This is a genomic window from Sphaerochaeta sp. UBA5849 (assembly GCA_002432715.1).
GTDB lineage: Bacteria > Spirochaetota > Spirochaetia > Sphaerochaetales > Sphaerochaetaceae > Sphaerochaeta.
Map to the genome: position 1 here is coordinate 1 of DJGJ01000002.1, position 24,173 is coordinate 24,173.

A 24,173-nucleotide genomic window follows, 5' to 3' on the forward strand; every position below is an offset into this window, starting at 1 on the left:
CTTTTTTTTAAAACAGGATCGGAAGCATATAGTGGGTACCGTATATCTCAACCATATCGTTTGGGGTGCAAGCCTTTCGGCAAAAATCGGCTACAGCATCGGATCTGGGTTCTGGAGGCAGGGATACGGCACCGAGGCGGTTGCTTCAGTCATTTCGTATGCCTTCGACCATATGAAACTGCACCGTCTCGAGGCTCATATCATGAGCTCGAATGAGGCAAGCAGGCGTTTGGTCACACGGCTTGGGTTTCTCGATGAGGGAGTGTGCCGCGATTACTTGTTTTTGAACGGGAGGTGGGAGGACCACCTCCGCTATGCACTATGCAACGATGAAGCCCGACCCTAAGACTTGCGCATCTTCAAATCCCTGAAGGTGATTTGCGGCTCTTGGATCATCACCATGGTGTCGGCAGGAACCGATTCCTTTATCCAGACGTTGGACCCGATGACTGCGTTCCGGCCGATGGTGATGTCCCCCAATACGGTTGCATTGGAGTAGATGGTGACATTATCCTCGATGGTTGGATGCCGCTTGGTTCCCCTGATCAGAGCGCCGCAGGCATCCTTGGGAAAGCTCAAGGCTCCCAATGTCACTCCCTGGTAGAGTTTTACATTGTTCCCGATCACCGTCGTCTCCCCGATGACGGTACCCGTACCATGGTCGATGAAGAATGAGTTGCCGATCACAGCCCCGGGGTGGATGTCGATGCCCGTCTCTTTATGGGCATACTCGTTCATCATTCTCGGCAGAAGGGGAACTTCCATCATAAACAGCTCATGAGCCACCCTGTGGATGGTGAGGGTCTTGATGCAGGGATAGGAGAGAATGACCTCCCTGATATTCCGTGCTGCAGGGTCTCCCTCGAAGGCCGCCCGTGCATCCATTTTCAGGCTCGCCCGCAACCGGGGCAGTCGTTCACACAGGTTTCTTACTGTTTGGTCGGCTTTTTCCTGTGCTTCACAAATCTCGAGTGAGGGATTGTCATACCGGTAGGCGAGCACAAGCTGTCCTTTGAGCAAGGAACAGACCTTGTTCAACTGCATGGTTAAAATTTCTTGCAAGCTCAAATTTGCTTGGTCACGACCGCAGCGGCCTGGAAACATGAGCTCAAGCAGCTCGTTGGAAATATCGCCGATGACGAGCATCTGGGGAAGCGGCTTGAGACCGTGGAAATTGGCATTGCCGGCCACCCTGTCAAAGGTTCCCAAAAATGCGGGAATATAGGCTGAAGCATCGAATTGCTGTTCTGTGCACTGGTTCATGACCATACCATACGTGCCTTGTAGGCTTTTATGCAAGAGCTCAGCCCAGCAACTGGGCCATTCTTGGATGAAAGCTTCTGGCCAGGTGCGCCGCAGCCAGCAGTTTGATGCAGTCTCCGATCAAAAAGGGCAGCATTCCGGCTTGGATGGCGACACTCCACGAGAGTGAACGGTTGTATTTCAAAAAGGGGACTCCCACCAGATAGACGACAAGCGTCGCGATAAGCCCGTAAAGCAGGCAGAGTGTGTAGTATGTTCTTGGTTTTTCTGCTTTTTGGGCAAAATTCCCTGCGAATCCGGCAATGCATGCAGCAGGCAGCAGAGCGATCAAGAAGCCTCCTGTCGGCCCCATCAGGTTGCCCAGACCCCCTCCGCTTGAAAAGACGGGAAGTCCGATGGCACCGAGCAAAAGATAGACGGCCGTACTTGCTAGGGCTGTCCTTGTTCCCCCGAGAAAACCTGCAAGCAGTACAAAGAGCGTTTGCAGGGTGATGGGGACCGGTGGGAGTGGAAACCTCAGATATGCTCCTATGATGATCAGGGCACTGAAAAGCGAAATCATTAACAGTCGTTTGTATTGCATGGTTCGACTGTACCATGGAGGTTTTGTAATTGTAAACACGAATCAGGTTGACAATTAAAGTCCTCTTGCCTACCATCACGGTTATGACAAGTGAGCAAACAGTACTCCATCTTTTGGAACAGAACCGCGATCGCTATCTTTCAGGCCAAGAGCTTGCCACAGGGTTGGGCATTAGCCGAAGCGCCGTGTGGAAAGCCATGGAGAGCCTGCGTGACCAAGGCCATGTCATCGAAGGCATCTCCCGCAGGGGCTACCGGTTGTTGACCGCCACCACCCTGCTGAACAAGGAACGATTGGCTGGGTTGCTTCCTTCCTTCGAAGTACATCTTTTCGATTCGCTCGACTCAACCAACCGCTATGCGAAAGTCCTTGCTTCCGAACACGGGCAACGACCGGCTGTAGTTGTTGCAACCTATCAGAGCGGAGGCAGGGGAAGGCTCGGCCGTACCTTTTTCAGCCCGAAGGGAGGCCTTTATCTCAGTGTCCTGCTGCCGATGGGGTTCACCTTGGAATCGGCGCAACTCATCACCAGTGCCGCCAGTGTGGCTGCCTTGGAGGCTATAGAACATGTCAGTGGCAAACAGTGTCGGATCAAGTGGGTCAACGACCTCTATTGGGAAGGGAAAAAAGTATGCGGGATCCTCACCGAGGGGGTGTTGGGGGTAGAGAGCGGAAGCCTGAGTGCGGTGGTTGTAGGCATCGGAATAAATTTCTGCATCCCGCAGGCCGCCTTTCCCGAAGAGCTGAGGCCTTTGGCGACCTCGTTGTATGACGGTCCCGCTTCAGTGCCGCCCTCCTTTGATGCAAATGCCCTGGTCTCTGAGGTGGTGCACAACCTGCATGCATTGGTTTCCAGGTTGCCGGACCGCTCCTTCTTGTCGGTGTATCGTGATCGCTCTCTCTTGTTGGGCCGCAACATTACGGTTCATCAAGGCAGGCAGGCTTTTTCTGCAACAGCAGTGGGAATCGACGATGATGCCCACCTGATTGTGGAGGATGAAAGTGGGATGCAGCGTGTGCTCAGCTCCGCCGAGATCAGCATTCGACTTGAAGTCTGAGTTTTTTTTGGTGTATAGTCGGTATTTACAGAGAAAGGAACGAACAGATGCTTGATGCCGTACGCGAGACTTGGAAGTCGCTCATTGAAGAACAGTTGGCTCTCTATGCAAAAGAAGTGTTTGGGACGGATGTACAGCTTCCTCCCCTTGCTGTTCAGACGCCGCCGAAACCCGAGCTGGGTGATTTGGCTTTCCCGCTTTTTGCGTACGCAAAAATGCTGAGAACCGCCCCTCCCATGCTTGCATCCTCCCTCAAGACCCGCCTTGAGAAGGTTGAAGACCGTCCGTTGGGGGATTTGCTGGTTGCCGGACCGTATCTGAACGTGCGCATCGACACGGCGGCCCTTGCCACTGCGCTCTCTGTGCAACTGTCCGAGCAAAAAGAGCTCTATGGAACCAATAAGAGTATGGCCGAAAAGCGTGTGACCATTGAGTTCAGCTGCCCGAATACCAACAAGCCGTTGCATTTGGGCCATATGCGCAACGACAGCCTTGGTGAAAGCGTAGCTGCAATCCTCAAGGCAAACGGTGCGACTGTCCGCAAGGTCAACTTGATCAACAACCGCGGGGTGCATATCTGCAAATCGATGCTTGCCTACCAAAAGTTCGGCAATGGGGAAACCCCGCAATCCAGCGGCATCAAGGGTGACCACTTGGTTGGAAAGTACTATGTGATGTTTGCCCAGTGGGCAAAGGAGGATCCTACTGCTGAGGACCAGGCCCAAGAGATGCTCAGGCAGTGGGAGGCCGGCAATGAGCAGGTTATCGAACTATGGAAGTTGATGAACGGCTGGACGCTCGACGGCCTGCACGAGAGTTACCAGAAGATGGGTATCAGTTTCGATGCCTACTACTATGAGTCTGAAACGTACAAGTACGGCAAGGATGAGATTCTCAAGGGCCTCGAACAGGGAGTCTTCTATCGCGAGGAGGACGGTTCGGTATGGGTCGACCTCGAGCCTATCAAGCTTGATAAGAAGGTTCTGCTTCGCAAGGATGGAACCAGTCTCTATATGACCCAGGACGTTGGGACGGCCATCATGCGCCACAAGGATTGGCCGTTTGATTCCCTCATTTACGTCGTGGCCAGCGAACAGCAGTACCATTTCCGGGTTCTTTTCTATGTCCTTGATCGGCTTGGTTATGACTGGGCCAAGGACCTGCATCATCTCTCCTACGGCATGGTCAACCTGCCGGACGGGAAGATGAAGAGCAGGGAAGGGACTGTAGTCGATGCAGACGAGTTGGTAGACACCCTTACGTCGCTGGCCCGCAAGGAAATCGAGGCAAAGGAACGCGAAGCCTTGGTTGATGATATTGAGAAAACCAGCCAAAGCATTGCCTTGGGGGCATTGAACTACTATCTGTTGCAGGTTACTCCCACCAAGGATATGATTTTCAATCCGGCCGAGTCCATCTCTTTCAACGGGAATACGGGTCCGTATCTTCAGTACATGGGTGCAAGAATCTCAAGCATGCTGCGTAAGTATGAGAGTGAGTATGCAGACATCCAGAAGCTTGGCTTTGACAGCAGCCTGCTCACCCTCAGTGATGAGCGTGAGTTGATCAAGCAGATCGCCCTCTATCCCGAGGTGGTCCGGAAGGCGGGTGCTTCGTACGATCCTTCCTTGCTCTGCTCCTACCTGTATGACTTGTCCAAGCTCTTTTCCCGCTGGTATCACGACAATCCGGTGCTCAAGGCGGCCACCCCTGATTTGGTACGCAGCCGCATCGAGCTCGCTACAATGGTCCTGCAGGTGCTGAAGAACGCCTTTGGTCTGGTCGGCATCCCGTTTCTTGCATCGATGTGATTCATCGGCCTTGGTAGAGGGTGCAGAAATTCTGGATGAAGCGTTCCTCCTCCCACTCCAGGTCCTCTGTTTCGTCCAGGAGTATCCGCCTGAGAAACTGCTGGACGACGGAACTGAAGGTGAGAACGGCAAGGTCGATGTCCTCGATGACCAGCCGGGATGATTCACTGAGGCTTTCCAGAAGAATTCTGCTTTGGCCTTGAAGCATCTCATCCAAGGTTGTCTGTATTGCTTTCGCCGCCGGGTGCGTCAGGGCTTCTGTTTGGATGATGCGGTAGAAGTAGCGCATCGGTGCATTGGCATACAGGTCATGCCAGTGATCCATTGCACGACTGAGGACCTCGGCCGGGCTCCCTGATAGGCTGATGGTAGCCATCTGCTGGTAGGCGAGGGTGTTGCAATAGGAGAACAGCTCCTCGATCATGGCTTCCCTGCTTGCAAAGTGATGATACAATGCAGCTTTGCTGATCTTGTTTTCCTTTGCAAGGGTCGAGAGCGATATGGCTTGCAAGCCTTGTTCAGAGCCAAGTTTAAGCAGTGATAGGATGAGGTTTTGTTTGGTCGAGGTGGTATGCATAGCCAATACTAACCTATCGGTCGGTAATTTTTCAAGAGCTTTTTCTTTGTTTTTCAATCACTTATTTTAAAAAACTGTTGAGTCTTTATCTGCAAGTGTGGTATAAGAGATAGGCACAAACTAAATCGAAGGATGAATATCGACATGTACGCACTTGTAGAGATTCTCGGAAAGCAGTACAAGGCCGTCGAAGGGGAAACCGTCCAGGTTGATCATATCAGCAGCTGTGAGGCAGGTTCTTCCCTTGAGTACGCCACCGTTCTCGCCATTGTGGATGAGAGCAATGCAAAGTTTGGCACCCCGTATGTAGCTGATGCAGTGGTCAAGGCGACCCTGGTAGGCGAACTCAAGGGTGACAAGATCAGAGTGTTCAAAAAGAAGCGCCGCAAGGGCTATAAAAGGACCCAGGGTCACCGCCAGCGGTACTCCCTGATCACGATCGACAAGATCATTGCATAAGGAGGACGCAAGATGGCACATAAGAAAGGTGGCGGAAGTTCCCGCAATGGTCGCGATTCGAATTCCCAGCGTCTGGGTGTGAAGCGCTTTGGTGGCCAGTTGGTCAAAGCAGGTGAAGTCCTTGTTCGCCAGCATGGAACCAAGTTCCATCCTGGTCAGAATGTAGGCCTCGGTTCCGATTATACGCTGTTTGCAAAAGCTGAAGGTACTGTTCTGTTCCACAGCAGAAACAACCGCAAGTATATCAGCATCGTAACTGAGTAAACGATAGGCGAAAGCCGAAGATAACGAATGCATGTTTGGATTTTCAGACGAGACGTATCTTGATGTTGCCTCCGGAAACGGGGGCAACGGTTGTGTTTCCTTCCGACGGGAAAAGTATGTTCCCAAGGGAGGCCCGGACGGTGGCGACGGCGGCCGAGGCGGGGATGTCGTATTTGTCGTCAAGCATAACTTGAGAACGCTCGCCCACTTGAAGCTTGTCCGTACCTACCGTGCAGAAAACGGAAAAAACGGCAGTGGTGAACGGTGTTACGGTCGTGATGGAGTCGACATCGAGATTCCTGTTCCACCCGGAACCGTCATCAAGAATGCCGAGACCGGAGAGGTCATCAAGGACCTTACCGGTGTCGACCGCTGGGTCTTTCTCAAAGGCGGCCGCGGCGGGCAGGGAAACTATCACTTTCGCACAGCTACCCGTCAAGCTCCCCGTTTCGCCCAACCTGGTGAAAAGGGTGAAGAGATGCGCATCGGTGTGGAGCTTTTGGTGATCGCCGACATCGGCTTCGTCGGGTTTCCCAATGCAGGCAAGTCGAGTTTGCTGAACATGCTTACCAATGCACGTACCAAGGTGGCAGGGTATCCCTTCACCACCAAGATTCCCCAGCTTGGCATGATGCGCTACGGTGAGCACGACATCGTGCTCGCAGATATTCCCGGCCTCATTGAAGGGGCCAGCGAGGGAGCGGGCATGGGAATCAAGTTTCTCAGGCACATCAGCAGGACCGCTGGTCTTGCCTTCCTGATCGATCTTTCGGATGACCGGTATCTGGATGCTTATGATATACTTTGCAAGGAGCTTGAGGCGTACGAGCCTGAGCTATTGAATAAGCAGCAGGTAATCATCGGGACAAAACTCGATGAACCGGGGACTGCAGAGAGGCTTGAGGAGTTGAAGCAGAAGTACGCTGACAAAGAGGTCATCGGACTCTGCGTCTACCTTGAGATGGGGGTTGAGGATGTGAGGCAGGCTTTCATACGCATGGTTAGCCGGAATGAGGATGCAGCAAGCAAGGCTTTGCATGAAGGCGCCCAAGGGGGCTTTTCCTCAACGGTCGACCTTGATGCATACTATCCTTCCGAGAACGAAAGCCACTAGGAGGCTTGTTTTGGCGGCAGAACCGACTGCAATGGTAGGCGGAAGCTTTGATCCCGTACATTTGGGGCATCTCCATCTGGTTCATACGGTTGTCACCTCCACCAACTATAGAAGGTTCATTTTCGTACCTGTTGCACGCAACAACTTCAAGCAGGATGTAAATCCTGCTTCCGCAGAGCATCGCATGAACATGCTCCGCCTTGGTTTTGCTTCCTACCCCCAATTGTATCCAGACGACCCCCCGGTCCAGTTCATCGCCGAAGATTGCGAACTGGTGCGCGGCGGAGTATCCTACACCTATGACACCGTAAAATACCTGTATCTGCAATACTCCATCCAGGGCAGGCTTGCCGTGGTCATGGGAGATGATCTGCTCTCGGGATTGAACCGGTGGCATGCCTATGAACAATTGAAGGAACTGGTCACCTTCGTAGTCATCAGGCGGGAAGGCAGTGCTGAAAAGCTGGGCGACCTCGGTGCCGATGTCCTGTATCTGGACAATCCCCTCCTGCAGGACAGCTCCACGATAATCAGGAATCGATGCAGACAGTTGCAAGGACGGCAGGAACTTGGTGATGATATCGAGCGCTTGATGCCCAAGGAGGTTGCCCGCTATGTACGAGAGCATTGGCTGTACCGCTCTTGAGGCTGAGCTGAAAGAGAGTTTGAGTGAGAGGCGCTACCGTCACAGCCTGGCTGTTGCACAGACCTGCCTGCAGCTCGATACGAGATATTCGCTTCATCTCGACCAAGCAGAGCTGTATGTTGCAGCGCTCATGCATGACATGGCACGTGAGTGGAGCAAGGAGCAGTTGGTCGATTACGCACTTGCACACAATCTGCACCTGTTGGGCGAGGAGCGCGAATATCCGGTGTTGCTGCATGCTCCGGTTGCCGCTTCCCTGCTCTCAGCCAGAGGATTTTCCAAAGCGGTGTGTACAGCCGTGCGCTACCACTCCCTGGGCAGCATCCATATGGGACTCATGGGTCTTTTGGTGTATGTTTCCGATTACCTTGAACCAAATCGAACGCACCTTGGGCAGCAGGATAGGGAGCGTCTTTTGGCTCTGGCCACACCCGAAGAGCTCTGTTTGGCTGTTTTGGAGCAAGAGAGGGTTTACTTGGCTTCGAAAGACAAGCAAATAAGTGCCTGCTCGGAAGAGCTCTATCGTTTTCTTTGCAGCGGAGGGAAGTTTTGAGCAAATTGGCACTCATGCTCGCTCTGTTCAGTACACTATTTTGCAGCTGCAGCCCTTCCCTGGTGGAAGCTGAATATCTGCTCAGTGATGGAGAGCTTGCCTGTGTCAGTTGGATCGAGAACGACCATCTGGCAGTGTTGTTGCTGCCGCAAGCGGTGGTCGACGGGTTTGCAACCTACTCACACTCCGACCCTGCCATGGCCGTTGTACAGCTTGTGGGGCTGCCGTCATCGAATGTGAGGCAGGCAAGCTACGATTCCTTGGTTTCCTTTGGCAAATTGGCTGTAACACTCTCTGCAACCGCCAGGGGAGTACCGGCCGGCGACGTTGATGCCGCACTCTGCCTTGAAGTCTTATCTGAAGGGGCAAGCCACTTGAGGAAAACCTTCCTGGCCGATACACTGGCTTCCATTACTGGTCAGTCTGATCCGTTTGGAATGCTTGAGACAGTCAAGCAAGCAACTGTCTTTGATTTGCGAACGAGTCTTGCACTATCGCAGAATACCGACTGGGAGCTCCTGAGAGCCCATCTCAAGCGTTATGTAGAGGAAATCAGGCGCGTCCAGCGTAAGGAGTAAATGAGAATGAATGACTTGGTACTGGCTAATGCCCAGGCGATCGGCCAATTTCTTGAAGACCATAAGTGCAAGGATGTAAGCATCCTTGATGTATCGGAGGAGTGTTCTTGGGCTGATTGTTTCATTATCGCCACGGTCTCCAGCGTCGGCCACCTCAAAGGTGTCGCCCATGAGATTTGGGGAGAACTGAACGATCTCGGTCTTGAGGTTGCCAACCGACACAAGAATCCCGCCGGTGATGGCTGGGAACTCATCGACTGTTCCGATATTGTAATCCATCTGATGAGTCCCGAGTTGAGGGAATTTTATTCATTGGAAAAACTCTGGCAGAAACGGGAACGGTAGGATCAATCGTCAAGGTTCTCCCGAATCTTGATGATGGTTCTGGTTATGGTATCGACGACAGGCTCCTGCTGATTCATCAGATGAAAAAACAGCTTCTGGATGGCATCGTAGCCCTGTCGTTGAGGCTCCTGACAAATGGTGAAGGTTATGACTCCTTCCTTGATCAGTGTTTTTGTGGTTGGAATGTCATCGAAGCAAAGAATGCGGATAATCCCTGCCTTTCCCAATTCCTGAACAGCTTTACATGCTCCCTGCACACCGGCCGCAGTCAAGTAGAGACAGTTGGTCTCGGGATTCATTTTCAGGCAGGAGAGGGTTCGCTCATATGCCTTATCGTTGTCATCAAGACTCTCGATGACGTCGACTATGGTATGAGGCATCTTGCGTTCTGTCAGTCCCTCCAGAAATCCTCTGATGCGCTCCTGGTGCCCCTTGATATTGAACGATCCGGTGACAATCAGGATTTTTTGCTCGATTTGCTTGCAAACCAAGCTTAGCAGGCCGCTTGCCGTTGTTCCCCCGAGATAGTAATCCGGTCCGACATAGCACAGGCGATGTGTATCACTGATATCTGTATTGACGGTGACAACGGTTGTGCCGGCCTCGGTAATCTTGTCAATCGCCGCAATAACCGGCTCTACGTTGATGGTGGTAATGCACAGACCGTCATAGCGCTTGCTCTGCAGCGTCTCGATGGCATCGAGGTGAACGGATTGATCAAACGATTTCACTTCCATAATGTCGACAGAGACGCCAAAGTCAGCGAGTTCCCGTTCAGCCTGCCTAAAGCCCGCAATGACATCAGAAAAGAACGGATTGCCGATGCTTGGAAGCAGGCACCCGATCCTCAGAGGTTGCTTGCGGGTCGCCAAGGCTTTCCCGGCAAGATTAGGAATGAATCCCAGCTCGTTGGCTATGGTTCGAACCCTGGAGGCAACCTCTTCGTTGACGCCTTTCCTATTGTGGAGTACCCGGTCCACCGTCCCTCTGGATACTCCAGCCTTCTTTGCAATATCCCTAATCGTAACAGCCATGGTTGTCCTTTTAGCAGAGAATAAGCTACTACATACAACTTGGCAACAGTGTCTAGTTCGATTTCACCTGTTTCTTACTGATAACATCAAATGCCACCGCTGCTAGTACTACGATACCTTTTACGGCTTTCTGCCAGTTGGCGTCAATACCGAGAATGGACATACCATTGTTCAGAACACCCATGAAAATTGCACCGATGATTGCTCCTCCGATGGTTCCGGTTCCGCCATAGGCACTTGCACCGCCGATGAAGCAGGAGCCGATGGCATCCATCTCATAGTTGGTTCCGGCTGTTGGAGCAGCCGAGTTGAAACGAGCCACACCCACCAAGGCGGCAACAGCAGAGAGGAATCCCATGTTCGTATATGCGAAGAAAAGGACCCGGTTGGTATCGATACCTGAAAGTTTTGCAGCCTTTTCATTGCCGCCCATGGCATAGAGATGTCTGCCCGGCACCGTGCGGGCGGTGAAGTAGCTGTAGCCCAATACGATGATTGCGAGGAGAATCAAGACCACCGGCACACCCTTGTGTCTGCCGAGCAGGGAAAAAACTATCAGGACAGCAATCGAAAGCAGGATGACCTTGGTCAACGTGATGGTCAGCGGCTCGGTTGCATACCCCTTCTTTTTCTTCGTATACCGATCGAAAAAAGTCCAAGTACCATAAATCAGACAGATGACGACCCCTACGAAGACGGTTACCGAGAAAATGGTTGCACCATCCTCAGTATTGGGGAGGAAGCTGTTGAAGTATCTGGTGTACTCGGCGGGGAAGGGGGAGATGGTCAATCCATTGAGGATCAAAAGGGCGACGCCTCTCCACAACAGCATTCCTGCTAGTGTTGTGATGAAGGGAGGAATGCGGACATACGCAATCCAGAAGCCCTGCCATGCCCCGATAGCCAGACCTGCCAACAGGCAAATCACAATCGACAGATAGATGTTCCAATGCAGGTTGACGATCAGTGTTCCCGCCAGCGCTCCGACCAGTGCTACAACCGAACCAACCGAGAGATCGATGTTTCCACCGGTGAGGATGCACAGCAACATGCCGCTCGCCAAAATTACAACATACGCGTTTTGGCTGATGAGGTTGGAAATATTGGCAGGGGCGAAAAGGGAGCCCCTCCCACTGCTGCTGATGAGCACTTGGAAGAGAAGCATGGTAGCCAGAAGAACGATAAGCATGGAGTTCTTCTTCACCGTGTCTTTGATGCCTAGGCTGTGTCTCATGGCAGTTGGTCTCCTTTCTGGTTCTGTACAATACATTTCATGATTTTTTCCTGACTTGCCTCGGACCCCGGCATCTCCCCGACTATCCTTCCTTCACTGAGGACGTATATACGGTCGCAGATGCCAAGAACCTCAGGCATTTCGCTCGAGATGAAGAGAATGGACTTTCCTTCCTCGGCAAGTTGATTGATGATGCAGTAAATCTCGTACTTGGCCCCGACATCGATTCCCCTTGTCGGTTCATCGAGCAACAGGATATCGGGCTCTGCAAAAATCCATTTGCTCAGCAAGACCTTCTGCTGGTTCCCACCTGAAAGGTTGTTCACCTGCTCAAGGACTGATGAGCATTTTGTGTGCAGTTTCTCATTCACCTCTTTTGCAACCTTCAGCTCCAAATCCGGGTCGATGACCTGATGCTTGCTGATGGCTTCCAGTTTTGCAAGGGTGGTGTTTTGCATGATGGACTTGGAGAGAATCAAACCATTGCCTTTGCGGTCCTCGGTGACATAGGCGAGTTTGTTTTGAATGGCGCTCTTGATGGTATTCAGCTGGACTTCCTTCCCGTTTATCTTGAGTTTTCCGCTGATATTGCGCCCGTAACTCTTTCCGAAGAGGCTCATGGCAAATTCCGTACGCCCCGATCCCATCAGTCCGCTGATGCCGACGACTTCGCCCCGATGCAGTTTGAGATTGATATCTTCACAGACTTTCACCCCCTCGTATATGGGGTGATAAGCGGTCCAATGTTCTACTTCAAGACTAACTGGACCGATTTTGGCATTCCGTTTGGGGAATCGGTCGCTCATATTCCGGCCAACCATGGCTTTGATGATCTTATTCTCATCGAAGGCTTCCAAGGTTTTGTCCATGGTCGTAATTACTTCACCATCACGGATGACGGTGATGCGATCGGCAATATAGGAGACTTCGTTGAGCTTATGGGAGATGAGAATGCTGGTCATTCCCCTCTCTTTGAACTGCAGCAGCAGATCAAGCAGCTTCTTGGCTTCCGTATCGTTCAGGGATGCAGTCGGCTCGTCCAGGATGAGGACCTTGACATTCTTTGCCAAAGCCTTGGCAATCTCAACGAGCTGTTGTTTTCCCACCCCGATATCCTTGATGGCGGTCTTGCTCGACTCTTCAAGTCCAACCAAGGCAAGCAGCTCATCGGCACGGCTGTATGTCTTGTCCCAGTCTATGGAAAAGATTCTGCCCTGCTCGTTTCCCAAGAACATGTTCTCGGCAATGGTGAGGTAGGGAACGAGTGCCAACTCCTGATGGATGATGACGATTCCCTGTTCCTCGCTTTCCTTGATGGTGTGGAATTGGCAAGGTTTTCCATGCACTAGAATTTCACCATCAAACGTTGAAGCAGGATAGACGCCACTGAGGATGTTCATCAGTGTGGACTTGCCTGCCCCGTTCTCTCCGACTATGGCGTGAATTTCTCCCGGACGAACTTGAAGGTTCACATCATGAAGAGCCCTGACCCCGGGAAAGGTCTTGGTGATGTGTTTCATTTCCAGTAATAGGGTTTCCAAAAAGGACCTCCAAAGATGCGGGCAACCGAAGTTGCCCGCAAAGGATCAAAGGAGAATCAGATCTTTAGATCAGCTTCAGTGTAGTAGCCGCTGTCGATCAACAGAGCCTTGTAGTTGTCAACAGTTGCAAAAACAGGATCGCACAGGTAGGAAGGAACAACCTTCACACCATTGTGGTAGGTCTCGGTGTCGTTGATGTCAACTTTCTCGCCCTTGACGATTGCATTGACCATTTCGACTACCTTGCTTGCCAAGGTGCGGGTGTCCTTGAAGATGGACATGCTCTGCAGACCCAGGATCATGTTCTTTACAGAAGGCTTGTCGCAGTCCTGACCGGTGAGAATCGGGAAGTTGTCCTTGGTGTACCCTGCAGCAACGAGAGCGTTGGTCACACCGTTGGCGATGGAGTCATTGGAAGAATAGACTGCATCGAGGCGGTTGCCCTTCGGGCCGTAGCCGTTCGCGGTGATCAGGTTTTCCATTCTCTTCTGGGCTTCTTCGGTAGACCAGTTGAGTGTTGCAACCTGGGCCTTGGTGGTCTGGCCGGAGCGGACGATCAACTTGCCGCTCTTGATGTATGGCTCAAGAATCGACATGGCACCACCAAAGAAGAAGTTGATGTTGTTGTCATCGGGAGAACCGGTGAACAGCTCGATGTAGTAGGGGCCGGGGGTGCTGTCAAGTTTCAGAGCATCGCGGATATAGGTACCCTGGATGGTTCCGACCTTGAAGTTGTCGAAGGTGGCATAATAGGTGACGGCATCGGTGTTCATGATCAGGCGGTCATAAGCAATGACTGCGATGTCCTTTGCTTTTGCCTGCTTCAGGACTTCACTCAGCGCCGATCCATCGATGGAAGCGATGACCAACACCTTGCAACCGGTGGTGATCATGTTCTCAATCTGGGCAACCTGGGTGGGGATATCATTGTCGCCTGCATACTGCAAGTCAACCTTGTACCCTGCTGCTTCGAGCTGGCTCTTCATGTTCGCACCATCCTGATTCCAGCGCTGGAGGCTCTGGGTGGGCATGGAAACGCCGATCTTGATGACAGAGGCATCTTCTTTTGTTCCTGCTCCGAAGAGAGTTGCTACAGTGAGCAACACGATCAAGAGGACACATAAACTCTTTTTCATATACGACTCCTTTTTTTCTGGATTACTCCAGTGATTGACCATGACGGTAAAGGGGTATACGTAGGACGGATGCTGACAGCTCAAGGAAGAAATAATCAATGTTCTGCGTAGTGCCCGGGCACATTCAAGTATATGATAGCCCACTTTTCAGATTTGTAAAGGGTGATAATGGAATTTTACCGACAATCATACAGAAGAGCCTATATGACGCGTTTAGTTTTCCACTTGCCGCCGAAGAATCTGACAATGAAGAAAATGCTTCGGCTGAACCAGTCGATGTACATACCTGCCCATACGCCATAAATACCCCAGTTCAGGGTGATGGCAAGGAAATAGCTCATGGCAACCCGGAAAGCCCACATGCTGAACATGGAAACCACCATGGTGAATTTTGCATCACCGGCGGCCCTGAGAAAATTGGGGAGTGCGAAGGCTGTCGGCCAAATGGTGGCGCTGAAGATCATGGTGATGCGAATGACATTGCTTGCCATCGCGGTTGCATCTGCGGAGAGATTGAAGATCTTGACGATCGAGGGTGTGAGAAAATATCCTGGAATGGCGAGTGCAGTCATGGCGATATAGGTGATGAGGAGGAGAAGCTTGCCGTAGTGGACAGCCTGGTCTGGACGCTTTGCGCCGATAGCTTGGCCGATGACCGTTATTGAGGCGAGCCCTATGGCTCCGCCCGGGATATTGATGAACGAGGTGACTGAGCCTGAAATTGCGTTTGCTGCGATGGAAGCTGTCCCGAAAACAGCGATGAAGCCTTGGACAAGGAGCTTGCCGATCTGGAATACCGAACCCTCTATACCGGTAGGGATGCCTATGCGAAGTATGCGTTTAATCATCTCCGTGCGCCACTCAAGCCTTCGATAATTTCGGATTGAAATTACATTCATCGGATTGGCAATGAGAATGAGGATGATCGTCGAGCCGATGATCCTGCTCAGCAGTGTTGCAAGTCCAGCTCCGGTGACACCCAGTTTGAGACTGAAAATGAAATAGGCGTTACCTATCACATTGACAAGGTTCATGATGATGCTCACCCATAGGTTTACTTTGCTGTTGCCCATTGACCTGAAGAGGGAGGCACAGGCGTTGTAGGTGGCTAAAAAGGGGAGGGATACAAGAATATAGAGGAAATAGGTGGAGCCGTTGGAAAGGACCTGCTCCTCGATCGAGCCGAAGATGAAGCTGATGATTTGACGGCGAAACGGGAGGCACAGCAGCATCATGATGGTTGAGACCACCACCGAGAGCACCAACAACTGCTTTGCAGCACTATTGGCCGATGCATAGTCCTTTCTACCCAGGTACTGACTTGAAACAACAGCACCCCCGGTGGCGAATGCTGCAAATAAAGTGACCACCAAAATGGTGATGGAATCGACCAAACTGATGGCACTTACCGCCTCCTCCCCTGACGAGGCAACCATGACGGTGTCGGCCATGCCGATGGAGACGGCAAGAAATTGCTCGATCACCAAGGGTATGATCAGGGTATACAAAAAGCGGCGGGTGAACATTGGCTCTGACGCCGCTTGCATTGGCTTATTGACTTTCACAAACTGGTCCTCGCCCTATCTTAGGCTGAACACCCAAAGGAGGCAAGCACCTTTGGATCTTTTACTCCTTCGTCAGCAATGCCTCGTCGTTGGCATAGGTCTTGTTCCTTAGATTCTTGAAGAGCCTGACCAGTTCTTCCACGGTGAGATTCGACTTTTCCTCACCCTGGACATCCAGGATGATGGTTCCTTCGTCCATCATGATCAGACGGTTGCCGAAATCAATGGCGAACTGCATATTATGCGTTACCATCAAGGCGGTGAGCTTGTACTCGGCGATAAAGCGCTCGGTGAGGTCCATGACTATCTGGGCATTACGCGGATCGAGGGCTGCGGTATGCTCGTCGAGCAGCAGCATTTTGGGCTTGCTCATGACAGTCATAAGCAGTGTGAGTGCCTGGCGTTGGCCACCGCTGAGGAGCCCGACATTGTCCTTGAGCCTGTCCTGCAGACCAATCAGTTGCAGAAGAGAGCGGAACTGTTCCCGCTTTTCATTGTTGAGGCTTATTCGCAAGCCCTTCATTCCCTTTGTTTCGGCGGTAATCATATTGTCCTCGATGGACATGTTTGCAGCCGTTCCCTTGGTCGGGTCCTGGAAAATGCGTCCGATCGTCATGGCCCGCCTGTATTCCGGGCTGGCCGTCACATCGGTTCCGTCGAAAATGATTTTGCCGTTGGTCACCGGATAGGTTCCGCTGATCAGGTTGAAGAGGGTGGATTTTCCCGAGCCGTTGGAACCGACGACACAGACAACATCGCCTTTGTTCACATGCAGATTGATATTGTCCAAAGCCAATTTCTCGTTGACCGTTCCAGGATAGAATACTTTGGTGATGTTGCTCAAATCAAGCATTGGTGGAATCCTCCTTCGCCTCATGCCTGGCCTGCGACCTTGCAATGGCTTTCTTCTTTGCCCCGGCAGAAGATGCTGCACTCCGGGTCTGTGCAATGAAAAGACTTGCGATGACCAGGATGCCGGTAAGCAACTTGAAGTCATTGGGGGTGATGTTCACCAAATAGCCGTACTTGCGTCCGAAGAACATGAGAGCCTTGTAGATGATCGCTCCCAGAATTGCACGAAGGGTGAGCAATGAGATGCGGTTGGAGGAGAAAAGGAATTCACCGATCATGATTGCGGCCAAACCCTGGACCACCATGCCCTGGCCGAGGTTGGCGTCTGCAAACCCCTGGTACTGGGCAAGAAGTCCGCCCGAGAGAGCGATCAGGCCGTTTGAAAGCCCGATTCCCATCAATTTTAGAACATCGGGATTGATGCCCTGGCTGATTACCATTTGCTCGTTTCCGCCCATGGCCCCCATCGAAACTCCCAAGTCGGTACGGAAGAAAATGTCAATCAACACTTTCACAAACAGTACGACGAGCAGGGTTCCAAGAAGCGCCGCCCATTCGCCGGGAATGGAACTGAAAATTTTTGGGAGCTTGGAGTACATGGTCTCAACCCTGAGGAGGGGGACGTTTGCCTTGTTGCCCAGCACTCTCAGGTTGATGGAATAGAGCATGGTCATGGTAAGGATACCGGCCAACAGACCGGGAATTTTCAGTTTGTTGTGGATTGCCGCCGTTATCATACCGGCGATGACCCCGGAGAGGAATGCGAGCAGCAGTGCTACAAAAATCGGAAAGCCGGCTACAATGCTCATGGTGGCCACTGCAGCCCCGGTGGCTACCGAGCCGTCACAGGTCAGGTCGGCAAAATCAAGAATACGGTAGGAGATGAGAATACCGATGACCATGATCGAAAAGATCAAGCCATCAACAAAAATACCTTCAATCATGTAAAACCCCTTACGCAGAAAAAATCGCCGGTCTTCTACAAGTCCGGCGATTACTAGTCCAGCCATATCTACTGACTGATTTTCTTTCCGTCCTTGATGAGCACAGCAGCACCATCCTGCAGCGACTGCGGAATAGTATAGCCAAGCTTCTTGGCGGTATCAAGATTGAACCACAGTTCAAACTTGGTCGGATCGGTGATATAGACGGTTCCAATCGAGCCTGCCTCTTCACCCTTGAGTATCCTCTCGATGACCTTGCCGGTCTCGATGCCGATGCTGTAGTAGTCGAAGCCCCATGCAATCATGGCATTCAACCCTTCAATACCACTGGGATCGGCACTGAAGAGCACCTTGTTGGCCTTGGTGGTGACATCATCGACCGAAGCAAGTGCGCTGATGACTGCGTTGTCGGTGGCGATGTATATGGCATCGACACGGTCGATGATCGACTGGGCGGCCATTTTGACTTCGCTGGAATTGCTGATCGCGCTTGTAACGAATTCAACACCGTACTTCTGGCAGGCGGCTTTTGCCATTTCCATGAGGACCACGCCATTGGCTTCACCTGAAGCGTAGATGTTGCCGATGCGCTTGGCTCCGGTTATGTCGATCAAGAGCTTGATCTGCTCATCGACCGGGTTCTTGTCGGAAACACCGGCGATATTTGCGGCCACCAATCCAGCCTCATCGGCATCGGTGACGGCACTGAATACGACCGGGGTGCCGGAAGAGACGGGGAAAACCTGGGCAAGGGCCTGAGCTGAGGGAGTTGCAATGCCTACTGCAACATCGACCTTGTCGCTCTTGAACTTTTGAGCGATGGAGGAGGCGGTTGAGATGTCCCCATTGGCATTCTGCAAGTCGAAGGAGACCGACAGTCCGGTGGTGGCAAGGTGATCCATCAAGCCTTTCTCGGCAGCGTCGAGAGCTGGATGGGGGAGAAGCTTTGAGACTCCAATCTTGTACGTAGCGCTTGCTTTGGCTTCGGTCTGCCCTGCAGCAAAGATGCTGAGAGTCAGAAGGAGAACGAGAGCAAGGGTGAGCAGAGAGCGGCGTGTGATGTTCATCTGATTTCCTCCAAAACAGGTAATCCTTTTCGTTTGCAAAACTATAGCCTTATTTTTATCATTTGTAAATCAGGTTATGCAAATTGCGGAATATTAATTCATAGATTATGCATTCGGTATGATCGGATGTTGTGTATTCGAACATCGAAATGATAAAGAAAGGAGCCTGCCCCGATAAGGCAGGCTCCAAACAAGGAGTATGAACGTTACTCTCGTAGTGTCTTTTTCCCGTTCTGGACCAGCACCTTGGCTGAATCAAGCAAGTCCTCGGGGATGCTGATGTTCAGCTTTTTCGCAGTATCGAGGTTGAACCAGAGCTCAAACTGAGCGGGATCGTCAAAGAATACCGTTCCGATATCCCTGGGTTTCTCGCCCCTGAGGATTCTTTCGACCACCTTGCCGGTCTCCACGCCGACCGTATAGTAGTTGAAACCCCAACTCATGAGGAAATCGATGCCGTCGCTGCTGGTGGTATCGGTATTGAAGAGAGGTATGCCCGCTTTCATGCAGACTTCGCTGACCGAGGGGATTGCGCTGACAACGGTGTTGTCGATGGCGACATACATGGCATCAACTCGTCCTACGATCGACTGTGCGGCCATTTTCACTTCGCTGGAGTTGCTTACCGCTGCACCGACGAAGGTGACATTGTTGTCTGCACATATAGTCTTCGCCAGTTCCATCTGGGCAACGCCGTTGGCTTCGCTGCTGGTGTAGATCATTCCAAGCGTCTTCGGCTTCACGATTCGAAAGTATGTTTCAAGCTGGAGCTTCAACGGATTGAGGTCGGAGATGCCTGCAATGTTCGTGTCCTCGGTTTTGTCGTAATTGATTACCAGACCGGCTGCCAACGGATCGGTTATCGCCCCGAATACGACCGGCTTGTCAGTGATGACCTGGGCCAAGGCCTGGGCTGGCGGGGTGGCGATGCCGATCACCAAATCCTTGTTGTCACTCTTGAACTTCTGGGCGATTGCGATTGCTGTTGCAATATCGCCATTGCAGTTCTGCAGGTCGAAGCTGAACTTCATGTCGGTGCCATTGAGGTAGTCCATGATTCCCTGTTCAATGGAGTCGAGAGCCGGATGACTTACCATTTTGGAAATTCCGATTGCATATCCGCTTGTGGTTTCCGTGGTTGGCTGGGAGAACAACAGTGGAGCGGCGATCAGAAAACAGACGATGAGCGAAACGATTTTACGGTTCATGGGGTTTCTCCTTACGTGTTGGTGTTACTATACAGAGAAACGAATGAAAGCGCAAGTATCTATGCATAGAAACATAGATTTTTTATGAGTTGGAATCGGGCTTAGTACGCATGCTTCTGAGAAAGAGGAGGTTCCCAATAATCAAATCCGACTTCCACCACAGTTTTGCAACAGACCACTGCTCAGGGTACTCTCCCCAAGTAGGTTCCCGACCTCCGTCACCGGTGGTATCCTCGGTGCACCCCCACCAAGGGGCAGAGTCCCATCAAAAGAGGCTCCGCTTTCCAGATAGGTGAGTTTGCCTTGGACGACCGGATGGGTGATGAGTAGGGTTCCCTGCATCGGCTTCCCAACCCCAACCGAAGCCTCCATCCTTGTTCTGAAAGGCTCACGGTCGTACAGCGGTTTTTCCTTCTCCAGAAAAAACCTCCCCGGAGGGAGGCTTGCCTGTATTGATGCGGAAATTAGAGGATGTCGTCCTCATCCAAGTCATCGAATTCATCTTCTTCCTCGAAGAATTCGTCCTCGAATGACTCATCGCCCTCGACCATGAAACCATCGTCGAGCAATTCATCTTCCTCTTCCTCATCATCAAGGATCTCATCGTCGTCATCTCCGAAATCAATCACTTCCGGAGCATCGTACAGATCAGCCAGATAGGCGTCTTCCTCGTCCTCAAGCTTACTGAAATAACGATCTTCCTCATCATCGAGCTCATCTTCTTCCTCACGGTATTTCGCCATGCCGGTACTCCTTGAAATCGTATTGGATTCCCACTGATTACAACATAAGAGAAGGTGGTACTGTTGTCAATTGTTTCTGTGGTTATGGACAGCATTCCTCCACACTGGTATCATGGGCCATGATGCAAGCAAAGCTGTATTTGGCCGTACCCTGCGGCGATCCGGCGGGCATTGGCCCTGAGATAGTATTGAAGGCGATGAAGACGGCACAGCTGCCGGCCGAGGTGGGTCTGATCGTCATCGGAGACGCTCCGGTTTTCTCCAAGCTGGCTGCCGACTTGGACTTGAAAGCCGATTTCGATTCAGTTGTCAGCAACCAAGAGCTCCTGGAGCAGGCGATGGCAGGGGGAAGCCGGAAGATTCTCTACACCCAAAACATTGTGGACATGAACCATTTCGCCTACGGCCAAATCAGTGCCATGTGCGGCAGGGCAGCTTATGCATCCGCCCAAACCGCTGTGCAGTTGGTTCAGAGAGGGTATGCAAAGGCTGTGGTGACGCCTCCCTTGCACAAGGAAGCATTGAGAGCTGCTGGAATCGAGCATATCGGATATACCGAAATCCTTTCCGCGCTTACCCACACGAAAAAAGCAATAACGATGTTCGATACCATGGGCTTGAAAATCTTTTTCCATACCCGTCATCTTTCACTGCGGCAGGCATGCGATGCCGTCACCAAGGACAGCCTCCTTGAAACCATAATCACCTGTGACAGGATCACCAAAAGCAGTCCTGCCTTCGACCTGAGCCTGAGCCTCGCCGTAGCCGGCCTCAATCCCCATAGCGGGGAGCATGGCCTGTTTGGCGATGAGGAGCTGGTGAGCATCGAGCCGGCAATCCTGGAGGCCCGAAGCCGCGGCATTGATGTGGTTGGACCTATTGGTGCGGATTCTGTCTTCTATCAGACGCGCATGGGCAAATACCGGGCGGTGATTTCGCTCTATCACGATCAAGGCCACATCGCCGCCAAGACATATGATTTCAACCGGACCATCTCCATCACCTGGGACCTTCCCTTTTTGAGGACCAGTGTTGACCATGGGACGGCTTTTGATATTGCCGGAAAAGGTCTGGCTGATGCGAGCGGGATGGTACGGGCGTTGGAAGTAGCAGCCTCCTATACCTGCAACTAACGAGGAGAAAGTATGAGAATTGCAAGCAAGGTTCTGATTGTTGCCTCAATGGTGGTTTTCCTCACCTCATGTGCCACGTCGATTACCGTCAGGCATTTGGTTCCCGGCGAGGTGGACCTCAGCGCTGCAAGAAACATTGCCGTTGCTTCAACCTCTCCCTATACGTTTCCGTACGGACGTCCGCTCAGCCCCTGGATCAGCGGGCTCAGCGAAACAGATTTCACTCTTTCCAGCGGTTATGATGCAAACCTTGCCTCCAGTGTTGCCGCATCGGCTTCGCGCATGCTGCTGGATGCGGTGCAGAGTACCGCGTACTTCACCGTTCTCAGCCCGGAGGTCACCGATGCGTACATGACCCTCTCCAAGGTGGGGGAGAATACCTTTGCCATGCTCAAGGCAAAAGGCATGCAGGCACTGCTTTCCAGCACCATCTCCTATATGGATGTGGATGAGCAGGTGGTGGGCAGGGATGTAAAGACGTTTGTCACCGAGGACGTCGGTCCTGCACCGGCAGTCAATATAAAAAGCTATGAGAAAGTAACGTCGCGTGAGTACTTTTTGGTGCAGAAGGCAACCCTGACTCTGACGTATACGATCTCCGACCTTTCCAGCGGAGCCATTCTGCTCTCTCGCTCGTTTACGGGAAAAGAGGACCAGGAGACAAAAATCGGGGTACGGACCTATGATGCCGGCGCTCCAGGCGGATATCGTGATGAGAGAAGGTATACCAGCGGGTATGCCCCGTCATTCAAGCCTATGTTTGAGAAAATTCTTCGCTCCTTCTCGGCGACCATCTCCAAGCAACTGGCTCCTTCCTGGCAGACCAAGCGGCTTACCCTGATGAGCAACAAGCCCAAGCTTGAGGCGGCCAAGGATGCCTACAAGCTAGCCGAGCGTGGTTCGTATGAGGCTGCCTATCGACAGTTTTTCTCGTTGTATGAGATGAACGGTCATATTGCCAGCGGGTACAACGCCGCTTTGCTGCTTGAGGCGATGGGCAGGTTTGCTGAGGCCGTCGACCTGATGAACGATGTGTACAACAGGTCGGGTTCGCGCCAAGCGTATGCCGCCCTGTTGGATATGCAGGAGGCAAAGAGCCAAAGCGAGAAGGCCCAAAGGCAGATCAGCGGGGAAAGCGCCTTGGATGGACAGGGTGTGATGATGATGCAGTATGTGGTTATGGAGTAACTGATGGGAAGGGCGATGGTATTGGTCTATACAGGGGATGGAAAGGGGAAGAGTTGTGCTTCAATGGGCCAGCTCTTCCGCGCTCTCGGCCATGGCGCCCGATGTGCCGTAGCCCAGTTCATCAAACAGGACCCCGAAATCCTGAACAGTGGTGAATACAAGAGTGCGTTGCAGCTGGGCGTCACCTGGAAACAGTTTGGGGCCGGGTTCACATGGGAAGGGGAGAATGACAAGCTGAATGCCGAGCTCGCCAAGCGTGGATGGGAGCAGGTCAAGCGCTGGATTTCTGCATCGGCTTTTGATCTGATAGTTCTTGATGAATTCACCTACACCCTTGCTTTGGGCTATCTGGATACCGAAGAGGTGTGCACGTGGATTGCCGATCATCGGAGCAAGGAGGGCTTTCCTCATCTGGTCGTCAGCGGCCGCAACGCCCCGAAAGCCCTTGTCGACTTGGCGGACATGGTCAGTGAAATTCATCAGGTAAAGCATCATTTGCAGCAATCAGGCAGAAAAGCGGAAGCAATGATTGAGTTTTGATGTCCTAATTCGCAAGTGAGCTCCTTTTTTCCTTTCACATTTTTGTGATTCCGGATATAATCAGCCAGAGGAGTTTCCTATGGCACTTTGTGATTTCCATTGTCATCTGCTTCCACTCATCGATGACGGCTATGTTACCAAAGAACGCTTTTCCCGCATGCTCCAGCTCTATTTGGAGAACGGGATTACCAGCATTGCCTTCACCCCTCATATCTACAACCCGTATGTGTCGACCAATATCGCTGATTTGCGCCATACCTTTGCCTGGGCGCAGGGTGAGGCTGCCAAGCAAGGCATCACCACCTATTTAGGCAGTGAACTCTATGTAGGCGATCAGGAGCATCTTGCCTGTGTGCCTATAGCCGGCAAGTACGCCCTGCTGGAGTTCGGCCTCTCCCTTCCTCCTGCCCGATTGCTCGGGCGCATAGCCGCTCTAGCCTCTCAGGGTCTGGTTCCCATCCTGGCCCATGTGGAACGATATCGATGGCTTGAGCCTGAGAGCACCATGCTCTCGGAGTTGCTGAAGCTCGGCTGTCTTTTGCAAACCAATGTGGAGGCGGTGGAGAATGGGGATTCGCTTCCGTATCTGAAACGTGATTTGATTGACCTCGTTGCGACGGACAATCATGGGGATGAAACGCTTCCCTTACGCTTGGTCCAATGCCTGAATGCTTGGCCCGCAGTGTACGAGAAGATGGAAACACTTTTGTAATTCAGCCTGAAAACAGGTGAGTGAG

The 24,173-nt window shown here is 52.1% G+C and carries 28 protein-coding genes; 14 read left to right on the top strand and 14 right to left on the bottom strand.

Annotated elements, in window-relative coordinates; genetic code table 11:
• Nucleotides 1–346, top strand: a 346-nt coding sequence (locus B3K89_RS00095; protein WP_293890655.1) for a GNAT family N-acetyltransferase, incomplete at its 5' end; no start/stop codon positions are given.
• On the opposite strand, the gene epsC is transcribed toward B3K89_RS00095, so the two are convergent.
• Both epsC and B3K89_RS00105 read right to left on the bottom strand, forming a co-directional pair.
• Nucleotides 343–1,263 (bottom strand): serine O-acetyltransferase EpsC, encoded by a 921-nt coding sequence (epsC, locus tag B3K89_RS00100; RefSeq protein ID WP_293890658.1) that lies wholly within the window; start codon nt 1,261–1,263, stop codon nt 343–345. The genes B3K89_RS00095 and epsC overlap by 4 nt on opposite strands.
• 40 nt (nt 1,264–1,303) lie before the next feature.
• The gene (locus B3K89_RS00105; RefSeq protein ID WP_293890660.1) at nt 1,304–1,846 is read right to left on the bottom strand and encodes a biotin transporter BioY; all 543 of its coding nucleotides are present in this window, start codon (nt 1,844–1,846) and stop codon (nt 1,304–1,306) included.
• Between the two features lie 83 nt (nt 1,847–1,929).
• Between B3K89_RS00105 and B3K89_RS00110 the strand changes: the two genes are divergently transcribed.
• Nucleotides 1,930–2,904, top strand: a complete 975-nt coding sequence (locus B3K89_RS00110; RefSeq protein ID WP_293890663.1) for a biotin--[acetyl-CoA-carboxylase] ligase — start codon at nt 1,930–1,932, stop codon at nt 2,902–2,904.
• Nucleotides 2,905–2,951: 47 nt separating this feature from the next.
• Nucleotides 2,952–4,715: an arginine--tRNA ligase gene (gene argS, locus B3K89_RS00115; RefSeq protein WP_293890666.1), complete on the top strand. Its 1,764-nt coding sequence runs from the start codon at nt 2,952–2,954 to the stop codon at nt 4,713–4,715.
• Between the two features lies 1 nt (nt 4,716).
• On the opposite strand, the gene B3K89_RS00120 is transcribed toward argS, so the two are convergent.
• Nucleotides 4,717–5,292, bottom strand: coding sequence for a TetR/AcrR family transcriptional regulator (locus B3K89_RS00120; protein ID WP_293890669.1), 576 nt, complete (start codon nt 5,290–5,292; stop codon nt 4,717–4,719).
• Nucleotides 5,293–5,436: 144 nt separating this feature from the next.
• Here B3K89_RS00120 and rplU point away from each other — a divergent pair, with 144 nt between their 5' ends.
• From rplU to rsfS, 7 genes are read left to right on the top strand one after another with little or no spacing between them, the layout of a single operon-like run.
• Nucleotides 5,437–5,751 (top strand): 50S ribosomal protein L21, encoded by a 315-nt coding sequence (gene rplU, locus B3K89_RS00125; RefSeq protein ID WP_293890672.1) that lies wholly within the window; start codon nt 5,437–5,439, stop codon nt 5,749–5,751.
• 12 nt (nt 5,752–5,763) lie between these two features.
• A complete protein-coding gene (gene rpmA / locus B3K89_RS00130; RefSeq protein ID WP_244771398.1) occupies nt 5,764–6,015 on the top strand; it encodes a 50S ribosomal protein L27 in 252 nt (83 codons plus the stop codon).
• 31 nt (nt 6,016–6,046) lie between these two features.
• Nucleotides 6,047–7,129: a GTPase ObgE gene (obgE, locus tag B3K89_RS00135; RefSeq protein ID WP_293890677.1), complete on the top strand. Its 1,083-nt coding sequence runs from the start codon at nt 6,047–6,049 to the stop codon at nt 7,127–7,129.
• A gap of 10 nt (nt 7,130–7,139) precedes the next feature.
• Nucleotides 7,140–7,775: a nicotinate (nicotinamide) nucleotide adenylyltransferase gene (gene nadD, locus B3K89_RS00140; RefSeq protein ID WP_293890680.1), complete on the top strand. Its 636-nt coding sequence runs from the start codon at nt 7,140–7,142 to the stop codon at nt 7,773–7,775.
• The gene (gene yqeK / locus B3K89_RS00145) at nt 7,744–8,328 is read left to right on the top strand and encodes a bis(5'-nucleosyl)-tetraphosphatase (symmetrical) YqeK (protein ID WP_293890683.1); all 585 of its coding nucleotides are present in this window, start codon (nt 7,744–7,746) and stop codon (nt 8,326–8,328) included. The genes nadD and yqeK overlap by 32 nt, the downstream gene beginning before the upstream one ends.
• On the top strand, nt 8,325–8,906 hold the full coding sequence (locus B3K89_RS00150) for a hypothetical protein (protein ID WP_293890686.1): 582 nt from the start codon (nt 8,325–8,327) through the stop codon (nt 8,904–8,906). Before yqeK ends, B3K89_RS00150 begins: the two co-directional genes overlap by 4 nt.
• A 6-nt stretch (nt 8,907–8,912) precedes the next feature.
• The gene (rsfS, locus tag B3K89_RS00155) at nt 8,913–9,251 is read left to right on the top strand and encodes a ribosome silencing factor (RefSeq protein ID WP_293890689.1); all 339 of its coding nucleotides are present in this window, start codon (nt 8,913–8,915) and stop codon (nt 9,249–9,251) included.
• A 2-nt stretch (nt 9,252–9,253) separates the two neighbouring features.
• Here the strand turns inward: rsfS and B3K89_RS00160 are convergent, their stop codons facing one another.
• The 11 genes from B3K89_RS00160 to B3K89_RS00210 form a co-directional block, all read right to left on the bottom strand.
• A complete protein-coding gene (locus tag B3K89_RS00160; protein WP_293890692.1) occupies nt 9,254–10,285 on the bottom strand; it encodes a LacI family DNA-binding transcriptional regulator in 1,032 nt (343 codons plus the stop codon).
• Between the two features lie 52 nt (nt 10,286–10,337).
• Nucleotides 10,338–11,519, bottom strand: a complete 1,182-nt coding sequence (gene mmsB, locus B3K89_RS00165) for a multiple monosaccharide ABC transporter permease (RefSeq protein WP_293890695.1) — start codon at nt 11,517–11,519, stop codon at nt 10,338–10,340.
• A complete protein-coding gene (gene mmsA, locus B3K89_RS00170; protein WP_293890698.1) occupies nt 11,516–13,060 on the bottom strand; it encodes a multiple monosaccharide ABC transporter ATP-binding protein in 1,545 nt (514 codons plus the stop codon). Before mmsA ends, mmsB begins: the two co-directional genes overlap by 4 nt.
• 56 nt (nt 13,061–13,116) lie before the next feature.
• A complete protein-coding gene (gene chvE, locus B3K89_RS00175) occupies nt 13,117–14,196 on the bottom strand; it encodes a multiple monosaccharide ABC transporter substrate-binding protein (protein ID WP_293890701.1) in 1,080 nt (359 codons plus the stop codon).
• A 200-nt stretch (nt 14,197–14,396) separates the two neighbouring features.
• Nucleotides 14,397–15,743, bottom strand: a complete 1,347-nt coding sequence (locus tag B3K89_RS00180) for an MATE family efflux transporter (RefSeq protein ID WP_293890704.1) — start codon at nt 15,741–15,743, stop codon at nt 14,397–14,399.
• Nucleotides 15,744–15,822: 79 nt separating this feature from the next.
• Nucleotides 15,823–16,614, bottom strand: coding sequence for an ABC transporter ATP-binding protein (locus B3K89_RS00185; RefSeq protein ID WP_293890707.1), 792 nt, complete (start codon nt 16,612–16,614; stop codon nt 15,823–15,825).
• A complete protein-coding gene (locus tag B3K89_RS00190; protein ID WP_293890710.1) occupies nt 16,607–17,557 on the bottom strand; it encodes an ABC transporter permease in 951 nt (316 codons plus the stop codon). Before B3K89_RS00190 ends, B3K89_RS00185 begins: the two co-directional genes overlap by 8 nt.
• A 68-nt stretch (nt 17,558–17,625) precedes the next feature.
• A complete protein-coding gene (locus B3K89_RS00195) occupies nt 17,626–18,624 on the bottom strand; it encodes an ABC transporter substrate-binding protein (RefSeq protein WP_293890713.1) in 999 nt (332 codons plus the stop codon).
• Nucleotides 18,625–18,830: 206 nt separating this feature from the next.
• Nucleotides 18,831–19,832, bottom strand: coding sequence for an ABC transporter substrate-binding protein (locus B3K89_RS00200; protein ID WP_293890716.1), 1,002 nt, complete (start codon nt 19,830–19,832; stop codon nt 18,831–18,833).
• Between the two features lie 141 nt (nt 19,833–19,973).
• Nucleotides 19,974–20,174: a hypothetical protein gene (locus B3K89_RS00205; protein WP_320348770.1), complete on the bottom strand. Its 201-nt coding sequence runs from the start codon at nt 20,172–20,174 to the stop codon at nt 19,974–19,976.
• Nucleotides 20,175–20,296: 122 nt separating this feature from the next.
• Nucleotides 20,297–20,575, bottom strand: a complete 279-nt coding sequence (locus tag B3K89_RS00210) for a hypothetical protein (RefSeq protein ID WP_293890719.1) — start codon at nt 20,573–20,575, stop codon at nt 20,297–20,299.
• A 119-nt stretch (nt 20,576–20,694) separates the two neighbouring features.
• Between B3K89_RS00210 and pdxA the strand changes: the two genes are divergently transcribed.
• The 4 genes from pdxA (at nt 20,695) to B3K89_RS00230 (ending at nt 24,148) form a co-directional block, all read left to right on the top strand.
• The gene (gene pdxA, locus B3K89_RS00215; protein WP_293890722.1) at nt 20,695–21,708 is read left to right on the top strand and encodes a 4-hydroxythreonine-4-phosphate dehydrogenase PdxA; all 1,014 of its coding nucleotides are present in this window, start codon (nt 20,695–20,697) and stop codon (nt 21,706–21,708) included.
• A gap of 12 nt (nt 21,709–21,720) precedes the next feature.
• Complete coding sequence (locus tag B3K89_RS00220; RefSeq protein WP_293890725.1) at nt 21,721–22,896, top strand: hypothetical protein; 1,176 nt, start codon at nt 21,721–21,723, stop codon at nt 22,894–22,896.
• Between the two features lie 3 nt (nt 22,897–22,899).
• Nucleotides 22,900–23,436 carry a cob(I)yrinic acid a,c-diamide adenosyltransferase gene (locus B3K89_RS00225; RefSeq protein ID WP_293890728.1) on the top strand — a complete coding sequence of 179 codons (537 nt, stop codon included), beginning with the start codon at nt 22,900–22,902 and terminating at the stop codon, nt 23,434–23,436.
• Between the two features lie 79 nt (nt 23,437–23,515).
• A complete protein-coding gene (locus tag B3K89_RS00230; protein WP_298503965.1) occupies nt 23,516–24,148 on the top strand; it encodes a CpsB/CapC family capsule biosynthesis tyrosine phosphatase in 633 nt (210 codons plus the stop codon).
• Nucleotides 24,149–24,173 lie beyond the last annotated feature (25 nt).